At 64.2% G+C, this 23680-nt stretch carries 21 protein-coding genes; 14 read left to right on the top strand and 7 right to left on the bottom strand.

Annotated elements, in window-relative coordinates:
- Nucleotides 1–324 precede the first annotated feature (324 nt).
- A complete protein-coding gene (locus PCA10_RS10410) occupies nucleotides 325–1305 on the top strand; it encodes an IS110 family RNA-guided transposase (RefSeq protein ID WP_016492035.1) in 981 nt (326 codons plus the stop codon).
- Nucleotides 1306–1438: 133 nt separating this feature from the next.
- Here the strand turns inward: PCA10_RS10410 and PCA10_RS10415 are convergent, their stop codons facing one another.
- Nucleotides 1439–3373: a transglycosylase SLT domain-containing protein gene (locus tag PCA10_RS10415; protein WP_016492036.1), complete on the bottom strand. Its 1935-nt coding sequence runs from the start codon at nucleotides 3371–3373 to the stop codon at nucleotides 1439–1441.
- A 185-nt stretch (nucleotides 3374–3558) separates the two neighbouring features.
- Here PCA10_RS10415 and PCA10_RS10420 point away from each other — a divergent pair, with 185 nt between their 5' ends.
- Nucleotides 3559–5472 (top strand): ATP-binding cassette domain-containing protein, encoded by a 1914-nt coding sequence (locus tag PCA10_RS10420; RefSeq protein ID WP_016492037.1) that lies wholly within the window; start codon nucleotides 3559–3561, stop codon nucleotides 5470–5472.
- 20 nt (nucleotides 5473–5492) lie between these two features.
- Nucleotides 5493–6179 carry a DUF6901 family protein gene (locus PCA10_RS10425; protein ID WP_016492038.1) on the top strand — a complete coding sequence of 229 codons (687 nt, stop codon included), beginning with the start codon at nucleotides 5493–5495 and terminating at the stop codon, nucleotides 6177–6179.
- A 24-nt stretch (nucleotides 6180–6203) separates the two neighbouring features.
- Here PCA10_RS10425 and PCA10_RS10430 read toward each other — a convergent pair whose 3' ends face one another.
- Complete coding sequence (locus tag PCA10_RS10430) at nucleotides 6204–6644, bottom strand: universal stress protein (protein WP_016492039.1); 441 nt, start codon at nucleotides 6642–6644, stop codon at nucleotides 6204–6206.
- 86 nt (nucleotides 6645–6730) lie between these two features.
- Between PCA10_RS10430 and PCA10_RS10435 the strand changes: the two genes are divergently transcribed.
- A complete protein-coding gene (locus PCA10_RS10435) occupies nucleotides 6731–7165 on the top strand; it encodes a hypothetical protein (protein WP_016492040.1) in 435 nt (144 codons plus the stop codon).
- 83 nt (nucleotides 7166–7248) lie between these two features.
- On the opposite strand, the gene PCA10_RS10440 is transcribed toward PCA10_RS10435, so the two are convergent.
- Complete coding sequence (locus tag PCA10_RS10440) at nucleotides 7249–8055, bottom strand: hypothetical protein (RefSeq protein ID WP_016492041.1); 807 nt, start codon at nucleotides 8053–8055, stop codon at nucleotides 7249–7251.
- A 471-nt stretch (nucleotides 8056–8526) separates the two neighbouring features.
- Between PCA10_RS10440 and fadB the strand changes: the two genes are divergently transcribed.
- The 6 genes from fadB (at nucleotide 8527) to PCA10_RS10470 (ending at nucleotide 16027) form a co-directional block, all read left to right on the top strand.
- Nucleotides 8527–10674, top strand: coding sequence for a fatty acid oxidation complex subunit alpha FadB (gene fadB / locus PCA10_RS10445; protein ID WP_016492042.1), 2148 nt, complete (start codon nucleotides 8527–8529; stop codon nucleotides 10672–10674).
- Nucleotides 10675–10693: 19 nt separating this feature from the next.
- A complete protein-coding gene (gene fadA, locus PCA10_RS10450; RefSeq protein WP_016492043.1) occupies nucleotides 10694–11869 on the top strand; it encodes an acetyl-CoA C-acyltransferase FadA in 1176 nt (391 codons plus the stop codon).
- Between the two features lie 304 nt (nucleotides 11870–12173).
- A complete protein-coding gene (locus PCA10_RS10455; protein WP_016492044.1) occupies nucleotides 12174–12410 on the top strand; it encodes a DUF1653 domain-containing protein in 237 nt (78 codons plus the stop codon).
- A gap of 117 nt (nucleotides 12411–12527) precedes the next feature.
- Complete coding sequence (gene topA / locus PCA10_RS10460) at nucleotides 12528–15137, top strand: type I DNA topoisomerase (RefSeq protein WP_016492045.1); 2610 nt, start codon at nucleotides 12528–12530, stop codon at nucleotides 15135–15137.
- A gap of 66 nt (nucleotides 15138–15203) precedes the next feature.
- Nucleotides 15204–15722: a DUF6586 family protein gene (locus PCA10_RS10465; RefSeq protein WP_016492046.1), complete on the top strand. Its 519-nt coding sequence runs from the start codon at nucleotides 15204–15206 to the stop codon at nucleotides 15720–15722.
- A 71-nt stretch (nucleotides 15723–15793) separates the two neighbouring features.
- Nucleotides 15794–16027, top strand: coding sequence for a hypothetical protein (locus PCA10_RS10470; protein ID WP_016492047.1), 234 nt, complete (start codon nucleotides 15794–15796; stop codon nucleotides 16025–16027).
- An 81-nt stretch (nucleotides 16028–16108) separates the two neighbouring features.
- Here PCA10_RS10470 and sulA read toward each other — a convergent pair whose 3' ends face one another.
- Both sulA and lexA read right to left on the bottom strand, forming a co-directional pair.
- Nucleotides 16109–16585, bottom strand: coding sequence for an SOS-induced cell division inhibitor SulA (sulA, locus tag PCA10_RS10475; RefSeq protein ID WP_016492048.1), 477 nt, complete (start codon nucleotides 16583–16585; stop codon nucleotides 16109–16111).
- Between the two features lie 10 nt (nucleotides 16586–16595).
- On the bottom strand, nucleotides 16596–17207 hold the full coding sequence (gene lexA, locus PCA10_RS10480; RefSeq protein WP_016492049.1) for a transcriptional repressor LexA: 612 nt from the start codon (nucleotides 17205–17207) through the stop codon (nucleotides 16596–16598).
- Between the two features lie 212 nt (nucleotides 17208–17419).
- Between lexA and PCA10_RS10485 the strand changes: the two genes are divergently transcribed.
- The 4 genes from PCA10_RS10485 to PCA10_RS10500 are packed head-to-tail and all read left to right on the top strand — an operon-like array spanning nucleotide 17420 to nucleotide 20451.
- A complete protein-coding gene (locus PCA10_RS10485; protein WP_016492050.1) occupies nucleotides 17420–18127 on the top strand; it encodes a TetR/AcrR family transcriptional regulator in 708 nt (235 codons plus the stop codon).
- Nucleotides 18128–18171: 44 nt separating this feature from the next.
- A complete protein-coding gene (locus PCA10_RS10490; protein ID WP_016492051.1) occupies nucleotides 18172–18696 on the top strand; it encodes a L,D-transpeptidase in 525 nt (174 codons plus the stop codon).
- 9 nt (nucleotides 18697–18705) lie between these two features.
- Nucleotides 18706–19704 carry a beta-N-acetylhexosaminidase gene (nagZ, locus tag PCA10_RS10495; RefSeq protein WP_016492052.1) on the top strand — a complete coding sequence of 333 codons (999 nt, stop codon included), beginning with the start codon at nucleotides 18706–18708 and terminating at the stop codon, nucleotides 19702–19704.
- 9 nt (nucleotides 19705–19713) lie between these two features.
- On the top strand, nucleotides 19714–20451 hold the full coding sequence (locus PCA10_RS10500) for an S-methyl-5'-thioinosine phosphorylase (protein ID WP_016492053.1): 738 nt from the start codon (nucleotides 19714–19716) through the stop codon (nucleotides 20449–20451).
- 65 nt (nucleotides 20452–20516) lie between these two features.
- Here PCA10_RS10500 and PCA10_RS10505 read toward each other — a convergent pair whose 3' ends face one another.
- The gene (locus PCA10_RS10505; RefSeq protein WP_016492054.1) at nucleotides 20517–23150 is read right to left on the bottom strand and encodes a DEAD/DEAH box helicase; all 2634 of its coding nucleotides are present in this window, start codon (nucleotides 23148–23150) and stop codon (nucleotides 20517–20519) included.
- Between the two features lie 6 nt (nucleotides 23151–23156).
- Nucleotides 23157–23678, bottom strand: a complete 522-nt coding sequence (locus PCA10_RS10510; RefSeq protein ID WP_041770206.1) for a CsiV family protein — start codon at nucleotides 23676–23678, stop codon at nucleotides 23157–23159.
- Nucleotides 23679–23680 lie beyond the last annotated feature (2 nt).

Here is a 23680-nt window from a genome sequence, read left to right on the forward strand (position 1 = left end):
CATCACATCGAACGATGGGTATCGCAGGCTCAACCCATCCTACGAGCTGGCGCGACGCCTATTGGGAGGGACGTAGGATGGGTAGAGCGGAGCGAAACCCATGCGGCCACGATTCGATGGGTTTCGCAGGCTCTACCCATCCTTGTATCTCTCCAGGGCAATGAGGTTAGCTACCTTGATGCCCAGGGCCGGGAAAGCCGTTCCCATCCTGAGAGCCTGACTCTGTTTCGTAGATTGTGCTCCCGGCCCACTTCTCCAACTCCTGAATGGTATCCAAGCCCCTCCAGCGGAGTGAGGCTGTATGAACAAGGCAAGGATCGAGAGATGGCGGTTATTGGAATCGATGTCAGCAAGCAAAAGCTCGACTGTCTGTGGCTACGCGACCCGGAAAGTCTGAAGGTCAAAACCAAGGTATTTACCAATCAAGTGGACGACTTCGCCGCGTTGGTTGATTGGTGTTGCACGCACACCGGAGCCACAGCCGGGGAACTGAAGGTGTTCCTTGAGGCCACCGGGGTCTATCACGAATCCTTGGCGTATTACCTGCACGAGCGCGGCGTTCAAGTCTTTGTCCTGAACCCGGCGCAGGTCCGCGACTATGCGCGCAGCCAGGGCATTCGTGGTAAGACGGACAAACAAGACAGCCTGGTGCTCGCCCGTTTTGGCGCAACCCAGAAGGCCCGGCGCTGGTTGCCGGAAGCGCGGGAAATCCGCGAGCTGAAAGCGATGATCGTGCGCTATGAGGCGCTGCAAGAGGACCTTCAGCGCGAACTGAACCGGCGGGAAAAGGCCGAGGTCAGTCAGGCCAGCCTCAGCGTAATGGCCTCCATCGATACGATGCTCAGTGCGTTGCGCCAGGAAGCCGAGCGCCTGAAACAAGAGATCGACGATCACATCGACCGGCACGACCAGCTCAAACGCAACCGACAGCTGCTGCAGAGCATCCAGGGCATCGGGGATGTCCTCTCCCGTCATCTGCTGGCGTTTCTGCACAGCCGCGACTTTGGCACTGCCCGACAATGCGCGGCTTTTGCGGGCCTGGTGCCACGACCTTGGGACTCCGGCTCATCGGTGAAGGGCAAACCTCGTTTGACCAAGGCGGGGCAGCCTCGACTGCGGGCCAAGCTCTACATGGCCGCGATTGTCGCCAAGCAGTACAACCCCACGGTTAGAGCGCTTTACCAACGTCTACTGGCGCGGGGAAAAGCCAAGATGAGCGCCCTGGGTGCCGCCATGCGCAAGCTGTTGCAGATTGCCTATGGCGTGCTCAAGACGCAGACACCCTATCAGCCGCAACCGACCTGATAGGGTCGGTTGCATCTGATCGGAGAGATGGTATCTACGGATTGAATCCGTGCGATGAATGCAGCGCACTTTGGCTAATGGGAAGTGCCGCAATCGATGAAAAAGGGCGCCGATGGGCGCCCTTTTTTCATGCTCACTGATCGTCGAAGTAGCGTTCGTGCCAGTCCACCAGGGGCTGCGGGGCGTTGAGTTTCTGCCCGTAGATCACCGAGTAGGACAGCACGTTCTGCACGTACTGGCGGGTTTCGTCGAAGGGAATGGTTTCCACCCAGACGTCGAAGGACAGGTGGTTGGCGCCCCGCAGCCACTGGCGCACACGGCCGGGGCCGGCGTTGTAGGCGGCCGAGGCGAGCACGCGGTTGCCGTTGAACTGGCCGTGGACCTGGCTCAGGTAGGCGGCGCCCAGCTGGATGTTGATGTTGGGGTTGAGCGCCTGCTGCGGCGAGGCCAGGGGAATGCCGAACTTGCGCGCGGTTTCCTTGGCGGTGGCCGGCATCAGCTGCATCAGGCCCATGGCGCCGACGCCGGAACGGGCATCGGCCATGAAGGCGCTTTCCTGGCGGGTAATGGCGAACACCCAGCTGGAATGCAGGCCGCGCAGCTTGGCCTGCTGGGTCAGCGCCGAGCGGTGGGCCATGGGGAAGCGGATGTCCAGGTCGTCCCAGTACTGGGCCTGGCTGATGGTGCGGATGGCCGGGAAGTACCACTGGCGGTCGTAAGCCAGCTTGGCCTGGGCCACCATTTCATCGCGGTTGAACAGGCGGCTGACGTGGTACCACTCGCGGCGGCCGTTGACGATCTCGCCACGGTCGTGGAACTCCAGGGCGCGGCGGATGCCGGCGGTGTTGCGCACCTTCTGGATCACCTTGGGGTCCAGGGCCAGCGGCTTGTTGTTCAACTGGTAGGGCGCCTCGATGCGGTCGGCGGCGAGGAAGCCGTAGAAGTCACGCTCGCGGGCCACCGGCTGGTAGAGCGGGGTCGGCTGCTGGCTCTGCGGCTGGGCCAGTTGCAGGCTGCGTGCCTGCCAGTAGCGCCAGCGGTTGGTCTTGGCCAGGTCCTCGGGCATGCGCTTGGTCAACTGGTAGGCGTCGTCCCACTGGCCGAGGCGCAGCAGCAGGCGCGCGCGCCATTCGCTCACGGTGTTGTCACGCAGCTCGGGGTCGTACTGGGTCATCACCTTGAGGGCGCGGGAGTCGAAGCGCTTGGCCAGGGTCAGGCCGATCTCGCGGGCGATGGCGACCTTTTCTTCCTTGGAGAAGGGCAGGCGGGTGGCGTAGACATCCAGCAGGCTGAGGGCCTTTTCCGGGTCCTGGCGGGCCAGGCGACGCAGGCCGAGGCCCACCGCGTCGGCCATGTGTCGATCAGCGGGCGTGAAGCGGGCGGTCTGGCTCAGTATCTGCGGCTTCTGCGCCGCTTCCACCATCAGCTTGCCCTGGGTGGCCAGGTGCGGCAGGGCTTTCACCAGGTGGTTGGCCAGGCCGTAGTTGCGCGCTTCGGCGGCCAACTTGGCGCGTTTCCAGCGCAGCTCCTCGGTCAGCTTGCCGTCGGCGCTCCACATGCCGAAGAGCACGTCGCAGGCCTCGGGCTGGGACTTGCCCACCAGCCAGAGCTTCTCCGCGGTGGCGTAGCCTTCCTGTTTCATGCCGTGCTTGAGCTGGTACTGGCCGAACAGGCAGTCCAGTTCGGTGAAATTGAGTTTGGGGTCGTAGTAGTTGGCGAAGGTCTGCCATTCGCCACGCTCGGCCTGCCAGCGCAACCAGCGCAGCTTCATCCAGCCGGCCTGGGGCAGGTCGCCATGTTCGGCGAGGAACTTCTCGATCTCGTCGTTGCTGGCCCATTTCAGACGGGCGGTCAGCTCGTCGTAGGCGAGGTAGGGCTCCAGCGGATAGTCGCGCAGATCGTCGGCGTAGCGCCGGTAAGGGCCGGTATCGCCCTTGGCCAGCGCGCGCTTGGCTTCGTCGTACATCAGGCGCTGCTGGGCGAGGGACGCCGCGGAGGCCTGGGCGGCATACAGGCCGACCGAGGAGAGGAGCAGACAGGAGAACAGGCTGAGCAGACGACCGCGCATGACACTTCCGGGGCAGATATATCGTTATGAATGCCCCTTTCGGGGCATCGAATAGCGCCTAGCTTAGCCGTTAGGCAGGGGCGGTTAAAGCATTGTGCCAGTTAGGGAAACCGGCGGTAAAAAATGCCCGAGAGACGGTGCGGCAAGTCGGGTAGAATGCGCGCCCTGATTCAGGAGGCCCCTTCATGACACTGCTCAAGTTCACCGATGTATCCCTTGCCTACGGCGCCATGCCGCTGCTGGATAAGGTGTCCTGGCAGATTGCCCGGGGCGAGCGCGTGTGCATCATCGGCCGCAACGGCACCGGCAAATCCAGCCTGCTGCGCCTGGTCAAGGGCGACCAGTTCTCCGATGACGGCGAGATCTGGCGCGCTCCTGCTCTGAAAATCGGCGAACTGCCGCAGGAACTGCCGCGCGCCGACGACCGTAGCGTATTCGATGTGGTGGCCGAGGGGCTGGCCGGGGTCGGCGCGCTGCTGGCCGAATACCACCACCTCAGTCAGAACATCCACACCGACGAAGATCTGGCCAAGCTCACCCATGTCCAGCAGGAACTGGAGGCCCGCGACGGCTGGCGCCTGCAGCAACTGGTGGACAGCACCCTGAGCCGCCTGCAGCTGCCGGCCGACAAGACCCTGGCCGAGCTTTCCGGTGGCTGGCGCCGCCGTGTGCTGCTGGCCCAGGCCCTGGTGGCCGAGCCCGACCTGCTGCTGCTGGACGAGCCCACCAACCATCTGGACATCGGCGCCATCGCCTGGCTGGAAGAAGCCCTGCTGGGCTTCAACGGCGCCGTACTGTTCATCACCCACGACCGTTCCTTCCTGCAGAACCTGGCCACCCGCATCCTCGAACTGGATCGCGGCAACCTGATCGACTGGAACGGCGACTATGCAAGCTTCCTGGTGCACAAGGAGCAGCAGCTGGCGGCCGAGGAAACGGCCAACGCGCTGTTCGACAAGCGCCTGGCCCAGGAAGAAGTCTGGATCCGCCAGGGCATCAAGGCCCGCCGTACCCGTAACGAAGGCCGGGTACGTGCGCTCAAGGCCATGCGTGTCGAACGCTCCGAGCGTCGCGAGCGCCAGGGCAAGGCGAGCATCCAGCTGGAAGCGGCGGAAAAGTCCGGCAAGCAGGTGATGGTGGTGGACAACGTCAGCTTCGCCCATCCGGGTGGCGAGCCGTTGATCCGTGATTTCAGCATGGTCCTGCAGCGTTCCGACCGAATCGGCCTGCTGGGTGCCAACGGCACCGGCAAGACCACACTGCTCAAGCTGTTGCTTGGCGATCTGCAGCCCACCAGCGGCGCGGTCGAGGTGGGTACTCGCCTCGAAGTGGCGTATTTCGACCAACTGCGTCACCAGCTCGATCTCGACAAGACCGTGATCGACAACCTTGCCGAAGGCCGCGACTTCATCACCATCGACGGCCAGAATCGCCATGTGCTGAGCTACCTGGGCGACTTCCTGTTCAGCCCGCAGCGGGCCCGCACACCGGTGAAGGCGCTGTCGGGCGGCGAGCGGGCACGTCTGTTGCTCGCCAAGCTGTTCAGCAAGCCGGCCAACCTGCTGGTGCTGGACGAACCGACCAACGACCTGGACGTGGAAACCCTGGAGCTGCTCGAAGAGGTTCTTCTGACTTTCCCTGGCACCGTGCTGATGGTCAGCCACGACCGGGCCTTCCTCGACAACGTGGTGACCAGCACCCTGGTGTTCGAGGGGCAGGGCCGGGTGCGCGAGTACGTTGGCGGCTACCAGGACTGGCTGCGCCAGGGTGGCTCGCCGCGCCTGCTGGGCGTAGGCGATACCCGTGAGTCCAAGGCCGACGTCGCCAAGCCGGTCGAGGCCGCTCCGGTGGTCGCTGCGGCGGTGGCGGAGGCGCCGAAGAAGAAGCTCAGTTACAAGCTGCAGCGCGAGCTCGAAGCCATTCCGGGGGAGATCGAAGCCCTGGAGGCGGAGCAGGAGAAGTTGCAGGGAGAGGTCAACGACCCGGCGTTCTACCAGCGTCCGCAGGAGCAGACCCGCGCGGTGCTGGAGCGTCTGGATGGCTTGCAGAAGGACCTGGACCGCCTGATCGAGCGTTGGGCGGAACTGGAAGACAGTTGAGGATCTGAGCCGGAGCACCGATGGCCATCGAATACCGCATCAGCCTGAATGACCTGCACGAGTTCAGCTATCGCATCGAGCTGGATCGTGAGTACGACCCGGAAGGCGCGTCCGTCGCGCCGAAGTGGACGCGACTGGAGCATCAGCAGTGCAGCAATTGCCCCCTCAGTCGCGAGGCCTACAGCCATTGCCCGGCGGCCGTTGACCTGCACCGGGTGATCGAGGATTTCCAGGGCTTGCCGGCCTTCAAGAAGGTGCAGGTCTGGGTGCGCACGCCTGAGCGCGAGTACACCAAGCAGGTGGGGCTGGAAGAGGGGTTGCGGGCCTTGCTGGGCGTGATCATGGCCACCAGCGCCTGTCCGGTGCTGGGCAAGCTCAAGCCCATGGCCCAGCAGCACCTGCCGTTCGCCAGCAACCAGGAGTTCATCCTGCGGGCGGTGTCGCTCTACCTGGCGCGGCAGTATTTCAACTTCCGCGAAGGGCGCCATGCGGACTGGGAATTGAAAGGGCTGGTGCGGCTGTTCCAGCAGTTGCAGCTGGTGAACCAGGCGTTCTGGCAGCGTATCCACGATACCTGCGAAGGGGACTCCAACCTCAAGGCCTTCCTGACCTTCTTCTCCATGGCATCCAGCATGACCTATTCGCTGGAAACCCAGTTGCAGAAGGTCCGGCCCCTGGTCATGAGTGCGGGCGAAGGCTTCGACTGAAGCCCACGCCCGCGGTTCTTCTATTTATTCGGCTTTCTTCAGGCGTACCGCCAGCACGTCGCAAGGCGCGCCATGCAGTACGTCGTTGGCGGTCGAACCGAGCAGCAGGGCCAGGCCGTGGCGGCCGTGACTGCCGACAACGATCAGGTCGCAGCCCTGTTCTTCGGCCAGTCGGTGGATTTCCTGGCGCGGTTGGCCGTAGGCCAGGTGGCGTTGGTCGGCGGTCAGTTCGGAGTAGATGCCGGCGAAGCTCTGCAGCCGCTCGCGGGCCTGTTCGAATTGCTGTTGCTGGAGCATGGACAGGTCCATGGGTACGTCACCGCCGAAGGCCATGGCCATGGGCTCGACTATGTGCACCAGCGACAGCTTGGCGTTGCTGGCCTGAGCCAGCAGCTGTGCGCGGCGCACCACTGGATGGCATTCATCGGTCAGGTCGACGGCGACCAGAATGTGCTGGTAGGGCATGGGTGACTCCTCCTTAAGGTTGCGCATGATCACAAGTATGGCTGTCCGGAACGTTTAACACAGGCTTTTGCGCGGGGTTTACCTTTATGACCTTCTGGATCGTCCTATTGCTCCTCCTGGCGGTGGTCAGTCCGCTTGTCTGGCTGATTCCGTCCCGGGGGCAGCGGGGACGCATGGAACTGCGCCTGGCGGCGCGGCGGATGGGGATGTCGATGCAGTTGTCGCGCCAGGACTGGCCTCACTGGCTGGTCCGGGAACCGCCAACCGCCTGCGCCCAGTACCATCGGCCGCGCCTGCGCGGGCGCGAAGCCTGGTGCTACTGGCAGAGCGAGCCGGGCATCTGGCTGAACCAGTGGCGCGAGCCTTGCGAAGATGCGGCAGTGCTGGCGCACCTGAGTGGTTTGCCCGGGGATGTCTACAAGGTCGAGGCAAGCTCGCAGATGATCGCCCTCTGTTGGGGGGAGCGCGGTACGGCGGAAGACCTCCAGCGCATCGCCGATACGCTGAAGGCGCTGGCCTGAGAACCTTTTACGATCGCTAGTTCGTAAACGGGTTCTGCGGAGCGGGGTGCGGCGGTCTTGCCGTCGCACCGGGTTCCGGGGCCTCAGCTGCTGGCGGCCAGGTACTGGGCCGAGACGTTCTCCAGGCCGTCGATGATGCTGTCCGAATACTTGTTGATCAGGAACGGCACGCTGTTTTCGTTGTAGTTCTTCAGCGATTTCTCGATGTAGCGCCACTTGGTGCTGATGCCGTCCAGGGTCTGGCGGATTTCCGGGCTGTTCTGCGGTGCCTTTTCCAGGCCGGCCAGTTGATTGGCGAACTCGCCGGCCAGCTCGTCGATGGCCTTGCCGCCGTTACCTCCCATGAAGCTGCCGCCCACCGAGGCGCTGCGCGAGGCGTAGTCCACCGCGATGGTCTGCATCAGCAGGCTCTGGTCGCGGCTGCGCTGGGTGAGCGGCGGCACCTGGGCCCTGCCTTCCTGCTGGATCTTGGTATAGAGCTCGTTGGCGAGATCCATCAGGCGCTTGTTGCGCTCGGTCAGGTCGGCTACCGGTTGCAGGTCGGTGAAGCCTTTTTGCCGGAGGGCGCTGACCAGGCCGCCCAATTCGTTGTTGTAGCTCTGCCATTCCTGGGCGAGCTGGGCGCGCAGGGCCTTGGAGGCTTCGCCAGGCATCTCGCCCAGTTCCTTCAGGCGGGCATCGGCCTTTTGCGTTGACTCATCGATCTGGCGCGCATAGCGCTGGTCGCCTTCCATGCCGTTGAACATATAGAAGTCGCCAAGGCTGCGTTGGGCGGCCAGGCGCATCTGGTGCAGTTTGAGAAGGCTGTCCGCCGAGGTGGGCTGGGCGGTAGCGAAGGCGGGAAGGGTGAGCAGGGTACCGAGCAGAATGGCAAGCAGGCGGCTCGTCATTGGTGCTTCTCCGTGGGCCGTTGGCCTTGTTTGTTGTTGTTCTGGGATCGGATCCTGACGGCCCGAGTGGCACGAATGTACTAGGGCAAAAGGCAATTTGCCAGCGGGCTCCCGCGAGCTTTTTCGCCTATCAGTGATGGCCGTGATGGAGTGTCATCGCTCGGATGAATCTTCCATTCCCCGGTTCCCGGATTTGCTGCGGGGCCAATCGCAGAGCCGTTTTTATAGTGGCTGGTCGGTCACGTTGCGAGATTGACAAGTACGGACTTTTCCCTGAATCTGCGCTCACCCAAATCAAACGGGCGTATGAATCAAGCGTTTGTCTTGTCTGACGCTTCCGATGCAGCCCGAATATCGCGTCGGCGGGTGTGCCCGATCGATCGGGACTATGCTCCGGCAGCGCCGGAGGCCAGTCCGCCGGTTGGCTCCGATGCGTACAGTCCAGTTTCCCAAACCGTGGAGAATCAGTTGATGATTTACGAAGGTAAAGCCATCACGGTTAAGGCTCTTGAGGGCGGTATCGTCGAATTGAAATTCGACCTCAAGGGTGAGTCCGTCAACAAGTTCAACCGTCTCACCCTGAACGAACTGCGCGATGCGGTTGCAGCCATCAAGGCCGATGCTTCGGTCAAGGGCGTGATCGTCAGCAGTGGCAAGGACGTATTCATCGTCGGCGCCGACATCACCGAATTCGTCGAAAACTTCCAGCTGCCCGACGAGGAGCTGGTTGCCGGCAACCTCGAGGCCAACAAGATCTTCAGCGCCTTCGAAGACCTGGAAGTCCCCACCGTCGCCGCGATCAACGGCATTGCCCTGGGCGGCGGCCTGGAGATGTGCCTGGCGGCTGACTACCGCGTGATGAGCAGCGCCGCCAAGATCGGCCTGCCGGAAGTCAAGCTGGGCATCTACCCGGGCTTCGGCGGCACCGTGCGCCTGCCGCGCCTGATCGGTGTCGACAACGCCATCGAGTGGATCGCCTCCGGCAAGGAAAACCGTGCCGAAGACGCGCTGAAAGTCGGCGCTGTCGATGCGGTGGTCGCTCCCCAGCTGCTGCAAGCCGGTGCCCTGGACCTGGTCAAGCGCGCCATCGCCGGCGAGCTGGACTTCAAGGCCAAGCGCCAGGCCAAGCTGGAAAAGCTCAAGCTCAACGCCATTGAGCAGATGATGGCCTTCGAGACCGCCAAGGGCTTCGTCGCCGGCCAGGCCGGTCCGAACTACCCGGCCCCGGTCGAAGCCATCAAGACCATCCAGAAAGCCGCCAACTTCGGTCGCGAGAAGGCCCTGGAAGTCGAGGCCGCCGGCTTCGTCAAGCTGGCCAAGACCCCGGTTGCGGCAAGCCTGATCGGCCTGTTCCTGAATGACCAGGAACTGAAGAAGAAAGCCAAGCAGCACGATGAGATCGCTCGCGACGTGAAACTGGCTGCCGTGCTGGGCGCTGGCATCATGGGCGGCGGCATCGCCTACCAGTCGGCTTCCAAGGGCACCCCGATCCTGATGAAGGATATCCGCGAAGAGGGTATCCAGATGGGCCTGACCGAGGCTTCCAAGCTGCTCGGCAAGCGCGTCGAGAAAGGCCGCATGACCCCGGCGAAAATGGCCGAGGCCCTGACCGCCATTCGCCCGACCATGTCCTATGGCGACTTCGGCGCTGTCGACATCGTCGTCGAAGCCGTGGTCGAGAACCCCAAGGTCAAGCAGATCGTGCTGGCTGAAGTGGAAGGCGTGGTACGCGAGGACGCGATCCTGGCTTCCAACACCTCCACCATCTCCATCAGCCTGCTGGCCAAGGCGCTGAAGCGTCCTGAGAACTTCGTCGGCATGCACTTCTTCAACCCCGTGCACATGATGCCCCTGGTCGAAGTCATCCGTGGCGAGAAGTCCAGCGACGTGGCCGTGGCCACCACCGTTGCCTACGCCAAGAAAATGGGCAAGAACCCGATCGTGGTCAACGACTGCCCCGGCTTCCTGGTCAACCGCGTGCTGTTCCCCTATTTCGGTGGCTTCGCCAAGCTGCTGGAGTTCGGCGTCGACTTCGTCCGCATCGACAAGATCATGGAGAAGTTCGGCTGGCCCATGGGCCCGGCCTATCTGTCCGACGTGGTCGGCATCGACACCGGCCACCACGGCCGTGACGTGATGGCTGAAGGCTTCCCGGACCGCATGGCCGTGGAAGGCAAGACCGCCGTCGACGTGATGTACGAAGCCAATCGCCTGGGCCAGAAGAACGGCAAGGGCTTCTACGCCTACGAAACCGACAAGCGTGGCAAACCGAAGAAGGTCACCGATCCGGTTGCCTACGAAGTGCTCAAGTCGATCGTCAAGGAACAGCGCGAGCTGACCGACGAGGACATCATCAACTTCATGATGATCCCGCTGTGCCTGGAAACCGTGCGCTGCCTGGAAGACGGCATCGTATCGACCGCTGCCGAGGCCGACATGGGCCTGATCTACGGCATCGGCTTCCCGCCCTTCCGTGGTGGTGCGCTGCGTTACATCGACAGCATCGGTGTGGCTGAGTTCGTGGCCCTGGCCGACAAGTACGCCGACCTGGGCGCGCTGTACCACCCGACCGCCAAGCTTCGCGAAATGGCCAAGAACGGCCAGAAGTTTTTCGGCTAATTGAGCGAGAGTGAAGAATATGAGCCTGAATCCTAGAGATGCAGTCATTGTCGACTTCGGCCGCACCCCGATGGGTCGCTCCAAGGGTGGCATGCATCGCAACACCCGTGCCGAGGACATGTCGGCCCACCTGATCAGCAAGCTGCTGGAGCGCAACACCAAGGTCGACCCGGCGGAAGTCGAGGACGTGATCTGGGGCTGCGTGAACCAGACCCTGGAGCAGGGCTGGAACATCGCACGCATGGCGTCGCTGATGACCCAGATCCCCCACACCAGTGCCGGCCAGACCGTCAGCCGCCTGTGCGGTTCCTCCATGAGCGCCCTGCACACCGCCGTGCAGGCCATCCAGACCGGCAACGGCGACGTCTTCGTGGTCGGTGGTGTGGAGCACATGGGCCACGTCGGCATGATGCACGGCGTCGATCCGAACCCGCACATGTCCCTGTACGCCGCCAAGGCCTCGGGCATGATGGGCCTGACCGCCGAAATGCTCGGCAAGATGCACGGCATCAGCCGTGAAGCCCAGGACCAGTTCGGTGTGCGTTCACACCAACTGGCCCACAAGGCCACCGTCGAAGGCAAGTTCAAGGATGAAATCATCCCGATGCAAGGCTACGACGAGAACGGCTTCCTGAAGGTGTTCGACTTCGACGAGACCATTCGTCCGGAAACCACCCTGGAAAGCCTGGCCAGCCTGAAGCCGGCGTTCAACCCGAAAGGCGGCACCGTGACTGCGGGTACTTCCTCGCAGATCACCGACGGCGCTTCCTGCATGATCGTCATGAGCGCCCAGCGCGCCCAGGACCTGGGCATCCAGCCCATGGCCGTCGTACGTGCCATGGCGGTTGCCGGCGTCGACCCGGCGATCATGGGCTACGGTCCGGTACCGTCCACCCAGAAGGCGCTCAAGCGCGCTGGCCTGACCATGGACGACATCGACTTCGTCGAGCTCAACGAAGCCTTCGCCGCACAGGCCCTGCCGGTGCTGAAGGACCTCAAGCTCCTCGACAAGATGGAGCAGAAGGTCAACCTGCACGGCGGCGCCATCGCCCTGGGTCACCCGTTCGGCTGCTCCGGAGCGCGTATCTCCGGCACTCTGCTGAACGTGATGAAGCAAAACGGCGGCAACCTGGGCGTGTCCACCATGTGCGTGGGCCTCGGCCAGGGCATTACCACCATCTTCGAGCGCGTCTAAGAACCGGTACACGATCAGCTGCGCGTCGGCCCTGCTGCGTTAAAAGCAGGCTCGGACTGCTCATTTACAGCTGTAAACTCCGCGTCCTCGCCTGCTTTTGCCTTGCATGGCGCTAGCTCGCAAGATCGTGAACCGGCTCTGAATGCCTGAATGATGAACAAACCGGGGCCAAGTGCCCCGGTTTTTGCTTTCATGTGGAGAGACTTCGCAGGAAATTTCGAGCAAGGGCTGGCTTCGCGCCGCATCACACGGCACCATGCGCAACCTTTGCGGGGTAGCCTGCATTTATTACTGTGAGGCAACCATGAGCCTGCAACCGGGTCTCTATCGTCATTACAAGGGTCAACAGTATCGAGTCATCGGTGTTGCCCGGCATTCCGAAACGGAAGAGGAGCTGGTGGTGTACCAGGCCCTCTATGGCGAGTACGGCCTCTGGGTTCGCCCGCTCAGCATGTTCACCGAAACCGTGCAGGTGAACGGCGAGCAGATCGCGCGCTTCGCCCTGGTGAACGCCGAGTCGGACCTCTTTCCGCGGCCCTGATGGCCGCGGGCACTGCCAGGGGCGCGCTTGACCGCGCCGCGCTGGCCACTATATATAGCGGTGCCGCGACAGGCGGCTTCTGCTTTTTACCTTCTTCATTCAGGAACAAACCGATCAATGGGCAAATCGCTGGTCATCGTGGAATCCCCGGCCAAGGCCAAGACCATCAACAAGTACCTGGGCAACCAGTACGTGGTGAAGTCGAGTATCGGCCATATCCGTGACCTCCCCACCAGCGGTTCGGCGAGCGCCGCCAAAGAGCCGGCCAAGCGCGGCAAGGCCGCCGCTGCCGAAGCCCCGGCGCTGTCCCCCAAGGAAAAGGCCAAGCGCCAGCTGGTTGCGCGCATGGGGGTAGATCCCGAGCACGGCTGGAAGGCCAAGTACGAGATCCTTCCCGGCAAGGAGAAGGTGATCGAGGAACTGCGCCGCCTGGCCAAGGATGCCGACACCATCTATCTCGCAACCGACTTGGACCGCGAAGGGGAGGCCATCGCCTGGCACCTGCGGGAATCCATCGGTGGTGACGACAGCCGCTACAAGCGCGTGGTGTTCAACGAAATCACCAAGAAGGCGATCCAGGAAGCCTTCTCCCAGCCGGGCGACCTCGATATCAACCGCGTCAACGCCCAGCAGGCGCGCCGCTTCCTCGACCGCGTCGTGGGCTACATGGTCTCGCCGCTGCTGTGGCAGAAGATCGCCCGTGGCCTGTCCGCCGGCCGTGTGCAGTCGGTGGCGGTGAAGCTGGTGGTGGAGCGCGAGCGCGAGATCCGCGCCTTCGTCCCGGAAGAATACTGGGAAGTCCATGCCGACCTCGGCACCGGCAAGGGCGCCAAGGTGCGCTTCGAAGTGGCCCGCGAGAACGGCGAGGCCTTCAAGCCGCTGAACGAGGCCCAGGCCATGGCGGCCCTGGAGAAGCTCAAGAGCTCCAGCTACACCGTGGCCAAGCGTGAGGACAAGCCGACTTCCAGCCGTCCGTCCGCGCCATTCATTACCTCCACCTTGCAGCAGGCCGCGAGCAACCGCCTGGGCTTCGGGGTGAAGAAGACCATGATGATGGCCCAGCGTCTCTACGAGGCCGGCTACATCACCTATATGCGTACCGACTCGACCAATCTCTCGGCCGACGCGGTTTCCATGGTGCGCAGCTTCATCGAGGGCGAGTTCGGCCAGAAGTACCTGCCGTCCAAGCCGAACGTCTATTCCAGCAAGGAAGGCGCCCAGGAGGCTCACGAGGCGATTCGTCCGTCCGACGTGAATCTGCGTCCCACGCAGCTGTCCGGCATGGAGCGTGACGCCGAGCGCCTGTATGAGCTGATCTGGCGCCAGTTCGTGGCCTGCCAGATGCCGCCGGCCGAGTACCTGTCCACCAGCGTCAGCGTCGCCGCCGGCAAGTTCGAGCTGCGCGCCAAGGGTCGCATCCTCAAGTTCGACGGTTACACCCGTGTCCTGCCGCAGCAGAGCAAGCCGGGCGAGGACGACGTGCTGCCGGAGATGAACGAAGGCGAGTTGCTCGACCTGCTCAAGCTCGACCCCAGCCAGCACTTCACCAAGCCGCCGGCGCGTTATTCCGAAGCCAGCCTGGTCAAGGAGCTGGAGAAGCGCGGTATCGGCCGCCCGTCCACCTACGCGGCGATCATCTCCACCATCCAGGAGCGTGGCTACGTGACGGTGCACAACCGCCGTTTCTACGCGGAGAAGATGGGCGACATCGTCACCGAGCGCCTCAACGAAAGCTTCGCCAACCTGATGGACTACGGCTTCACGGCCGGCATGGAAGAGCACCTGGACGATGTGGCCCAGGGCGAGCGCGACTGGAAGCACCTGCTGGACGAGTTCTACGGTGATTTCCGCAAGAAGCTGGAGCTGGCCGAGGGTGCTGATCTGGGCATGCGCGCCAACCAACCGACCCCGACCGATATTCCCTGCCGCGAATGCGGCCGCCCGATGATGATCCGTACCGCCTCCACCGGCGTGTTCCTGGGTTGCTCGGGCTACAGCCTGCCGCCGAAAGAGCGCTGCAAGGCCACAGTGAACCTGGTGCCGGGCGACGAGATCGCCGCGGACGACGAGGGTGAGTCCGAGTCCCGCGTGCTGCGCGGCAAGCATCGCTGCCCGATCTGCGCCACCGCGATGGACGCCTACCTGCTGGATGAAACCCGCAAGCTGCACATCTGCGGCAACAACCCGGATTGCACGGGCTACGAGATCGAGCAGGGCCAGTACCGCATCAAGGGCTACGAGGGTCCAAGCCTGGAGTGCGACAAGTGCGGTAGCGAGATGCAGCTCAAGACCGGCCGCTTCGGCAAGTTCTTCGGCTGCACCAACGCCAGCTGCAAGAACACCCGCAAGCTGCTCAAGAGCGGCGAGGCCGCACCGCCGAAGATCGACCCGATCCGCATGCCGGAGCTCAAGTGCGAGAAGGTGGACGACACCTACGTGCTGCGTGATGGCGCTTCCGGACTGTTCCTGGCTGCCAGCCAGTTCCCGAAGAATCGCGAGACGCGCGCGCCGCTGGTGCTGGAGCTGATCCCGCACAAGGATGAGCTGGACGCCAAGTACCACTTCCTGCTCGATGCGCCGAAGAATGACCCCGAAGGGCGTCCGGCGGTGATCCGCTTCAGCCGCAAGACCAAGGAGCAGTACGTGCAGAGCGAAGTGGATGGCAAGCCCACTGGCTGGCGTGCTTTCTACGATGGCGGCAAGTGGAAGGTCGAGGACAAGCGCTGACCGACTGCAGCGCGCCCGGCAATGGGCGCGCATATACTGCCCGAGTCACTTGTGGAGGGCGCCGTCATGGCCCATGAGCTGTATACCCGCACGAACCAGAAACTCTTCTTCGCCGGTCTGTCGCTGGAGTCCTGGCGCAAGGCGGAGGAGGGGCGGGCGATGAACGCCCAGGCACTGGTGCAAGCCGAGCGCGAGGCTTCGCTCTTCCACCTCTACGGCGCGACGCTCGGCCTGTGCCATGAAATCGCCGGCTATTACCGCCTGCCCGAGGCGAATGCCCCGCGCGTGGAGCTGCTGCTGACGGCAGATGTGCTGGCGATGGCGCCCAGTCCGGAGCTCGCCGAGTTGGTGGAGTTGGCCCAGCAGCGTGAAACCTGGTTGGCCGAGTTGCTGGCCGCCTATGGCGCGTTGTTCCAGCCGCCGCAGGCGCCCAAGCAAGCCAAGGTTGACCCGACCCTGCCGCTGATTGTGGCGGTCAGTGTGGACGAGGATGCGGCTCCGCTGTCGCGGGAGACGCTGGAGTCCTGGCGGCAGAACCTGAAATCCCTGGCCTTGCGCTTCCGAGAAACCCTCAGCGAGTGCTGATTTGATCGACGGACTAGGGCGTGATGGCGGCTCGCTGCTACAATGGCCGCCTTTCGTGGAGAGCTGAATCTATGCCTACGTCCTTTCTGGAAATAGTCGAACTGCCTGATGGGCGCATTATCCTGCGCCGGGCCGAGGACGAGGAGGCGTTGGTAACGCTGGACTTTTCCGCTGATGCCAAGGCGTTTCTTCAAGGGCATCACCTGGAAGTCGCCAAAGCCATGCTGAACGTTGGTGTGCAGATGGCCGGCCGCCTGGCCGAGGGTGATATGGACCACCAGGAAGGTCCGCGCGTTCTGCATTGAGGTTCGTAGCCGAATCCTGCACTGATTCGGTTACAGGCTGATGTCTCAGGGGCCAGGCCAGCGCCCGGCGCCCGCTTCCTCTCAACCCAGCAGAATGTTCAGGCTTTGCGCGCCGCCCTGGCGTGCCGCTTGGGCTAGCTGGCGTTTGGCTTTCTGCCCCAGCTGCAACCAGCTGACCACCGTATGGCTGCGGCCCAGGCGGAGCGCTTCGCAGGTCAGTTCCAGCGCACTTTGTTCGCCTCGCGGTTGCAGGATCAGGATGCGTTCGCGGTTGAGGCCGGAGTCGCGCAGCCAGTCGCGGGTCAGGCCCGCCGGGGCGCCGATCAGCGTCAGCCAGCGTGCATCCTGTTCTTCACTCAGTTCCCGCAGCACGGAAGCCAGCAGGTTACGGCAGTGCCCGGTGGCGCCGCGCAGCGAGAGCTCGCTGAAGGCTTCCGGTTCTTCCGGGCGGGGTTCTTCCACCACGTCGGTCAGCATCGGCACAACGGCGGGGTTGGCCAGGATGGCATCGTGGAACAGCGGGAGCTGCGAACGACCAAGGGACTGCGGGAACTGCATAAGGCCTCCTTTAGCGGCGGATCACGCCGACACTCAAACCTTCGATCACCATGTCCTGTTCATCCAGGTTCACTTCGATTGGGGCGAACTCGGTGTTCTCGGCAATCAGCCATACCTTGTCGCCCTCTCGCTTGAAACGCTTGACCGTCACTTCGTCGCCCAGGCGCGCCACCACGATCTGGCCGTTGCGGGCCTCGCGGGTGCTGTGCACGGCGAGCAGGTCACCGTCGAAAATGCCGATGTCCTTCATCGACATGCCGCGAACGCGCAGCAGGTAGTCGGCACGGGGATGGAAGAACTCGGGGTTGATGCGGCAGGATTCCTCGATGTTCTGCTGGGCGAGGATGGGGGCGCCGGCGGCGACCCGGCCGATCACCGGCAGGCCGTCTACTTCATGGCCGCCGGGTTCGAAGCCTGGGATACGGATGCCGCGGGATGCGCCCGGGGTCATCTCGATAGCACCCTTGCGTGCCAGGGCCTTCAGATGCTCCTCGGCGGCGTTGGGTGACTTGAAGCCGAGCTCCTGGGCGATCTCGGCGCGGGTCGGGGGGAAGCCGTTGTCTTCAAGGCAGCGCTTGATGAATGCGAGAATCTCGGCTTGGCGGGGCGTCAGTTTCAGCATGGCGGCGCTCTGTTTTTTTATACAGTGACTGGGATTATATACAGTGATCCGGTCTTGGCAACGCTTCTTTTTCGGCGCTCGCGCATTCGTGGCCGAGACAGGGCGCTGTGCCTGGCGAGATGACCGTTGCGTCAGATAATGGTGTGTGCGGCTTGACAAACGGTCCGGCTGAAACGTATGTTTCAAACAAGTGTTTGTCAGGTGGAGGAGCCATGGCCCAGTCGGAAACCGTTGAACGCATTCTGGATGCTGCGGAACAGCTGTTCGCGGAAAAAGGCTTCGCCGAGACTTCGCTGCGTCTGATCACCAGCAAGGCCGGGGTCAACCTGGCGGCGGTGAACTACCACTTCGGCTCGAAGAAGGCCCTGATCCAGGCGGTCTTCTCGCGCTTCCTCGGGCCTTTCTGCCAGAGCCTGGAGCGCGAACTCGATCGTCGCCAGGGCAAGGCCGAGAGCAAGGCCAGCCTCGAGGAACTGCTGGAGATGCTCGTCGAGCAGGCGCTGGCGGTTAAGCCCCGGAGCGGCAACGACCTGTCGATCTTCATGCGCTTGCTCGGTCTCGCATTCAGTCAGAGCCAGGGTCACTTGCGCAAGTACCTCGAAGAGGTTTACGGCAAGGTGTTCCGCCGTTACATGCTGCTGGTGAACGAGTCCGCGCCCAGGGTGCCGCCGCTCGAGCTGTTCTGGCGGGTGCATTTCATGCTCGGCGCCGCGGCCTTCAGCATGTCCGGCATCAAGGCGCTGCGCGCGATGGCCGAGACCGACTTCGGCGTGAACACCTCCATCGAACAGGTGATGCGCCTGATGGTGCCATTCCTGGCCGCCGGCATGCGCGCCGAAACCGGCCTGACCGACGAAGCCCTGGCCGGCGCGGTGCTCAAACCTCGCAACAAGGCCCCGGCCGTACCTGCCAAGGCATAAAACCATATGGGCGCAGGCTGCCTGATCGGCTAAGCTTGCGGCCCATGCAAAACCTCGATCTCCTGCATATCTCCATTGCCGACCAGCAGCTCTATGGCTTCGCCGACGGGCAGCTGGTGTTGCGCGTGTCCGTGTCCACCGCCCTGAACGGTGCCGGTGAAACCAATGGCTCCAATTGCACCCCCCGTGGCCTGCACCAGGTCCGTGCGCGGATCGGCGAGGGACTACCTCGTGGCGCCGTGCTGCGTGGCCGGCGCTGGACCGGCGAAGTGTGGAACGCCGAGCTGCATGCGCAGTTCCCGGGGCGCGACTGGATACTCACGCGCATCCTCTGGCTCAGTGGCTGCGAGCCCGGCCGCAACCGCCTCGGCAAGGTGGACAGCTTCCGCCGCTACATCTACCTGCACGGCACACCGGATACCGAGCCCATGGGCGTGCCCCGTTCCCACGGTTGCATTCGTCTGCGCAATGCCGATGTGCTGGAACTCTTCGAGCGCGTGCCCGTCCACTGTGCGGTACGCATAGACGAAGCGCCTTGCCCGGTCTGGGCCGCGACTCAACTCTCTTAAGGATTTTTCATGCAAGGTTCTCTGATGCTGGATATCGGCGGCACCTGGCTGACCGCCGAGGATCGGCAGATCCTCCGTCAGCCGGAAGTCGCCGGCCTGATCATCTTCGCCCGTAACATCGAGAGCCCGCGCCAGGTGCGCGAGCTCTGCGCGTCAATTCGCGCCGTGCGTCCCGACCTGATCCTCGCCGTGGACCAGGAAGGCGGTCGCGTGCAGCGCCTGCGCCAGGGCTTCCTGCGCCTGCCGGCCATGCGCGCCCTGGCCGATAACGACAACGCCGAGGCGCTGGCCGAGCAGTGCGGTTGGCTGATGGCCACCGAGGTGCTGGCGGTAGGGCTGGACATCAGCTTCGCGCCGGTCCTGGACCTCGACCACCAGCGCAGTGCGGTGGTGGGCAGTCGTGCTTTCGAGGGTGATCCGGCGCGCGCCACGGCGTTGGCCGGTGCCTTCATTCGCGGGCTCCGCCAGGCCGGCATGGCCGCCACGGGCAAGCATTTTCCCGGTCATGGTTGGGCGGAGGCGGACTCCCACGTCGCCATTCCCACCGACGAGCGCAGCCTGGAGCAGATCCGCAGCAGCGACCTGGTTCCCTTCGCCCGCCTGGCCCCCGAGCTGGACGGCATGATGCCGGCTCACGTCATCTACCCGCAGGTGGACAACCAGCCTGCCGGCTTCTCCCGTCGCTGGCTGCAGGACATCCTGCGCGGCGAACTGAAATACTCCGGCGTCATCTTCAGCGATGACCTGTCCATGGCCGGCGCCCACGTGGTGGGTGATGCCGCCGAGCGCATCGAAGCGGCGCTGCGTGCCGGCTGCGACATGGGCCTGGTCTGCAATGACCGCGCCGCCGCCGAGTTGGCCCTGGAGCGCTTGCAGCGCCTGGGCGCCACGCCGCCACAGAGCCTTGCGCGGATGCGCCGCCGCGCGTTCCCCGGCATCGAATACCGCCAGGAACCCCGCTGGCTGCAGGCCGTCGCGGCCCTGCGCGAAGCCCAGCTGATCGATTGAGGAACCGACATGACCGTCTACGCCATCATCGGTGGTACAGGCCTGACCCAGCTCGACGGCCTGAGCATGAAAGCGCTGCTCCATCCTGACACGCCCTACGGCTCCCCCTCGGCCGGTATCGTCCAGGGCGAGTACGCTGGCCAGGATGTGCTTTTCCTTGCGCGCCACGGCCATCCGCATCGGATCCCGCCGCACCAGGTGAACTACCGCGCCAACCTCTGGGCCCTCAAGCATGCCGGTGCCCAGGCGGTGATCGCGGTGAACGCCGTGGGCGGCATCCATCCGGCCATGGGCAGCGGCCACCTGGTGGTGCCGCACCAACTGATCGACTACAGCCATGGCCGCATCGGCACCTTCTTCGAGGGTGACCTGGACCATGTGACCCATATCGACTTCAGCCACCCCTACGACGATGGCCTGCGCGCGAAGCTGCTGGCGGGGCTGCGTGCCTGCGATTACCCCCACAGCGATTTCGGCGTCTACGCCTGCACCCAGGGCCCACGCCTGGAAACCGTGGCCGAGATCGCTCGGCTGGAGCGTGATGGCTGCGACATCGTCGGCATGACCGGCATGCCCGAGGCGGCATTGGCCCGCGAACTGGACCTGCCGTACGCCTGCCTGTCGCTGGTGGTGAATCCGGCCGCCGGCAAGTCCGAGGGCATCATCACCATGGCCGAGATCGAAGCGGCCCTGGACGAGGGCATCGGCAAGGTGCGCGATGTCCTGGCCCATGTGCTGAAGCACTGATTCGGTTTTTCCGGAGGGCTTGGGGCTTGTAGGAGCGAGCAGAGCCCGCTCCTACAGGTCCGTACTCAGGCCAGGCGCGGCAGGGGGGCAAAAAGGGCGTCTATGTCTTCTTCCTGCAGGCGCCAGTCTTCCTTCTCGCGGCCGTCGAGAATGCCCCGCGCCAGTGCGGCCTTCTGCCCCTGCAATTGCTGGATCTTCTCTTCCACGGTGCCCCGCGAAATCATCCGGTAGACGAACACCGGCTTGTCCTGGCCGATGCGATAGGCGCGGTCGGTGGCCTGGCGTTCCACCGCCGGGTTCCACCAGGGGTCGTAGTGGATCACGGTGTCGGCGGCGGTCAGGTTGAGGCCGGTGCCGCCGGCTTTCAGGCTGATCAGGAACAGCGGCACTTCGCCGGCCTGGAAGCGTTGTACCGGCGTGCGCCGGTCGCGGGTGTCGCCGGTGATCTGCACGTACTCGATGGCGCGCTTGCGCAGTTCGTCCTCGATCAACGCCAGCATGCTGGTGAACTGCGAGAACAGCAGCACCTTGCGCCCCTCGGCGATCAGTTCCTCGAGCATTTCCATCAGGCTGTCCAGCTTGCCCGAACTGCTTCCGCGAGGAGGGCGGGCGCCACGGTCCTCGATCAGTCGCGTGTCGCAACAGACCTGGCGCAGCTTGAGCAACGCCTCGAGGATGACGATCTGGCTGCGCGCCAGGCCCTTGCGGTCGATTTCCTCGCGCACCTTGTGGTCCATGGCCAGCCGCACCGTCTCGTAGAGGTCGCGTTGGCGATCGCTGAGTTCCACCCACTGGGTGATCTCGGTCTTCGCCGGCAGCTCGGTGGCCACCGCTTCCTTGCTGCGGCGCAGGAGGAAGGGCTTGAGGCGGGCGTTGAGGTGCGCCAGGCGAGTCGCGTCGCCGTGCTTCTCGATCGGGTTGCGGTAGTTGCGCAGGAAGCCCTGGCTGTCGCCCAGCCAGCCCGGCATGAGGAAGTGGAACAGCGACCAGAGTTCGCCCAGGTGGTTCTCCAGTGGGGTGCCGGTCAGGCACAGGCGCTGCCGCGCTTCCAGTTGGCGTACCGCCTGGGCTGCCTTGCTGGTGGGGTTCTTGATGTACTGCGCCTCGTCGAGGATCAGCAGGTGCAGCGGCAGTTCGCGGAACTGCTCCAGGTCGCGGGGGAGCAGGGCGTAGGTGGTCAGCAGGAGGTCATGCTCGGCCATGCGCTCGAAGGCCTTCTTGCGCCCCGGGCCGTGCAGGGCGAGCACCCGCAGGGCCGGCGCGAAGCGTGCGGTTTCGTCCAGCCAGTTCGGGATCAGGCTGGTGGGCATTACCACCAGGGCCGGGCGGTCCAGGCGGCCGGCTTCCTTTTCCAGTAGCAGGTGGGCCAGGGTTTGCAGCGTCTTGCCCAGGCCCATGTCGTCGCCCAGTATCCCGCCAGCGCCGACCTCCCGCAGGGTCTGCAGCCAGGCGAGGCCTTCCAGCTGGTAGTGTCGGAGTTCGGCGTTGAGGCCTTTGGGCGGGTTGATCACCGTCTTGCCGCCATCGCGCAGCTTGCGCGCCATTTCGCGCACTTGCTCGCCACCCTGCCAGTTCAGGTCCAGGCCTTCCAGCTGGCTCAGGCGCGCGGCGTCCGGACGGGAAAGGCGCAGGCTCTGGGTCGGGTCCTGGTCGCTATGGTAGAGCTCGCCCAGGGTGGTCAATACCGGTTTGAGGCGGGAAAACGGCAGCATCACCTGCAAGGGGCGGCCGTCGATTGCGCGGGTGGCGTCCAGTTGCAGGCGCAGTTGCTCGTCGTCCTTGCGCCGCTGCAGGTGCTGCGGGTTGAGCAGTTCGGGGTTGCGCTGGATCAGGCGCAACAGCACCGGCAAAAGGCTGATGCGGCGACCTTCGACCACAATGCCCAGCTCCAGGTCGAACCATTCGCGGCCTGGCGCTTCCTCCACCTCGGCGTACCAGCCTTCCACTTGGGTCAGGTCGAACTGGAAGCCCGGGCGGATATCGATCTGCCAGCCCTGTTCGCGCAGGGTCGGCAACTGCTCGCGCATGAAGTGGAGCCAGTGCTCGTCGCTGGGCAGCTCGAACATCTCGGCGCTGTTGGCCGGTAGCGCCAGGCTTTGCCGCAGGGCTTCCTTGAAACCCAGCTGGCGCAAGGTGTCGCGCCAGGCCTGTTCGGCTTTCGGCTGGCGGGCGATGGCCAGGCGTTCACCCTTGACGCGGTGATGCACACGCTCCGGTTTGGCCGTCTTGCCGTGGATCTGGGCGCCGCCGTAGTCGAACAGTAGCCCTGCGCGGTGCTGCTGGCTGCCCACCATGCGCCCGCTGCGCAGGTCGTACTGGCTCTGGGCGTGGCTGCCGAGGATCAGTTGCGGAACCGGCTGCAGGTCGTCGACCTGGCGCTCGCTGAACGGCATGGGAACCTGCCAGCCGGTCGGCGGCAGGGCCAGCAGGTGCGCGATGGCGGCGACGCAGTGCTTGCAGTTGAAGTTCACCGGGCAGCTGCAACGGCCGACCACGCCCAGGCCCTTGGGCGCCAGGCGGATCAGTTGGGTGTAGAAGTGGCCTTCGGAGCCTTCGCAGCTGGTTTCGATGGCCTTGTCACTAAGGCTGAGCAGGCGCACGCGGTCCTGCGAGGCGTAGGCCAGTCCCCGGGAGAGGGCGCCCGGGTCGAAGTCCAGGCGCCAGTCCAGTTCCCTCAGCTGTTCGAGCAGGGTGTTCATGACGCGTTAGAGCGGGCTGATGCGGATCAGGACGCCCAGGTTGCCGTGGTCGAGGTAAGTCAGCTCGCCGTTCTTCAGGCGGGTTCCCTGGCGCAGGCGCTCGCTGCCGTTCATCAGACCGCTGCCATCGAACTGGTTGATCCAGAAGTCGGCCTGGGCGTCGATGCTGCGATCGAGGGTGAGGGCCAGGGTGCCTTCCACCGGGAAGTGGCCGAGCTGTTGCTCGCCGGCGCTCACCGCGACCTTGCTGGGGATGGCGGAGAGGTTCTGCGACCAGGCCTTGTGCAGCAGTACCTCGTAGCCGGCGTTGGGGCTGAGCTTGGCCGCTTCGCCATCCAGGGCGGTGGCGCGCTCGCTGCCGGAGATGGATTGGCTGCCGGCCGCCCAGTCGTCCGGCGCCGGTTGGCTGGCGGGGGCGGGGTTGCCGGCCTGGCGGAAGATGATCATCTCCACCGAATAGAGGCCGTCGGCGAAAGCAGCCGGGGCCAGCAGGGCGAGCAACAGGGCGAAGTTACGGATGGCGCGCATGG

The sequence above is a fragment of the Pseudomonas resinovorans NBRC 106553 genome, from assembly GCF_000412695.1.
Lineage (GTDB): Bacteria > Pseudomonadota > Gammaproteobacteria > Pseudomonadales > Pseudomonadaceae > Metapseudomonas > Metapseudomonas resinovorans_A.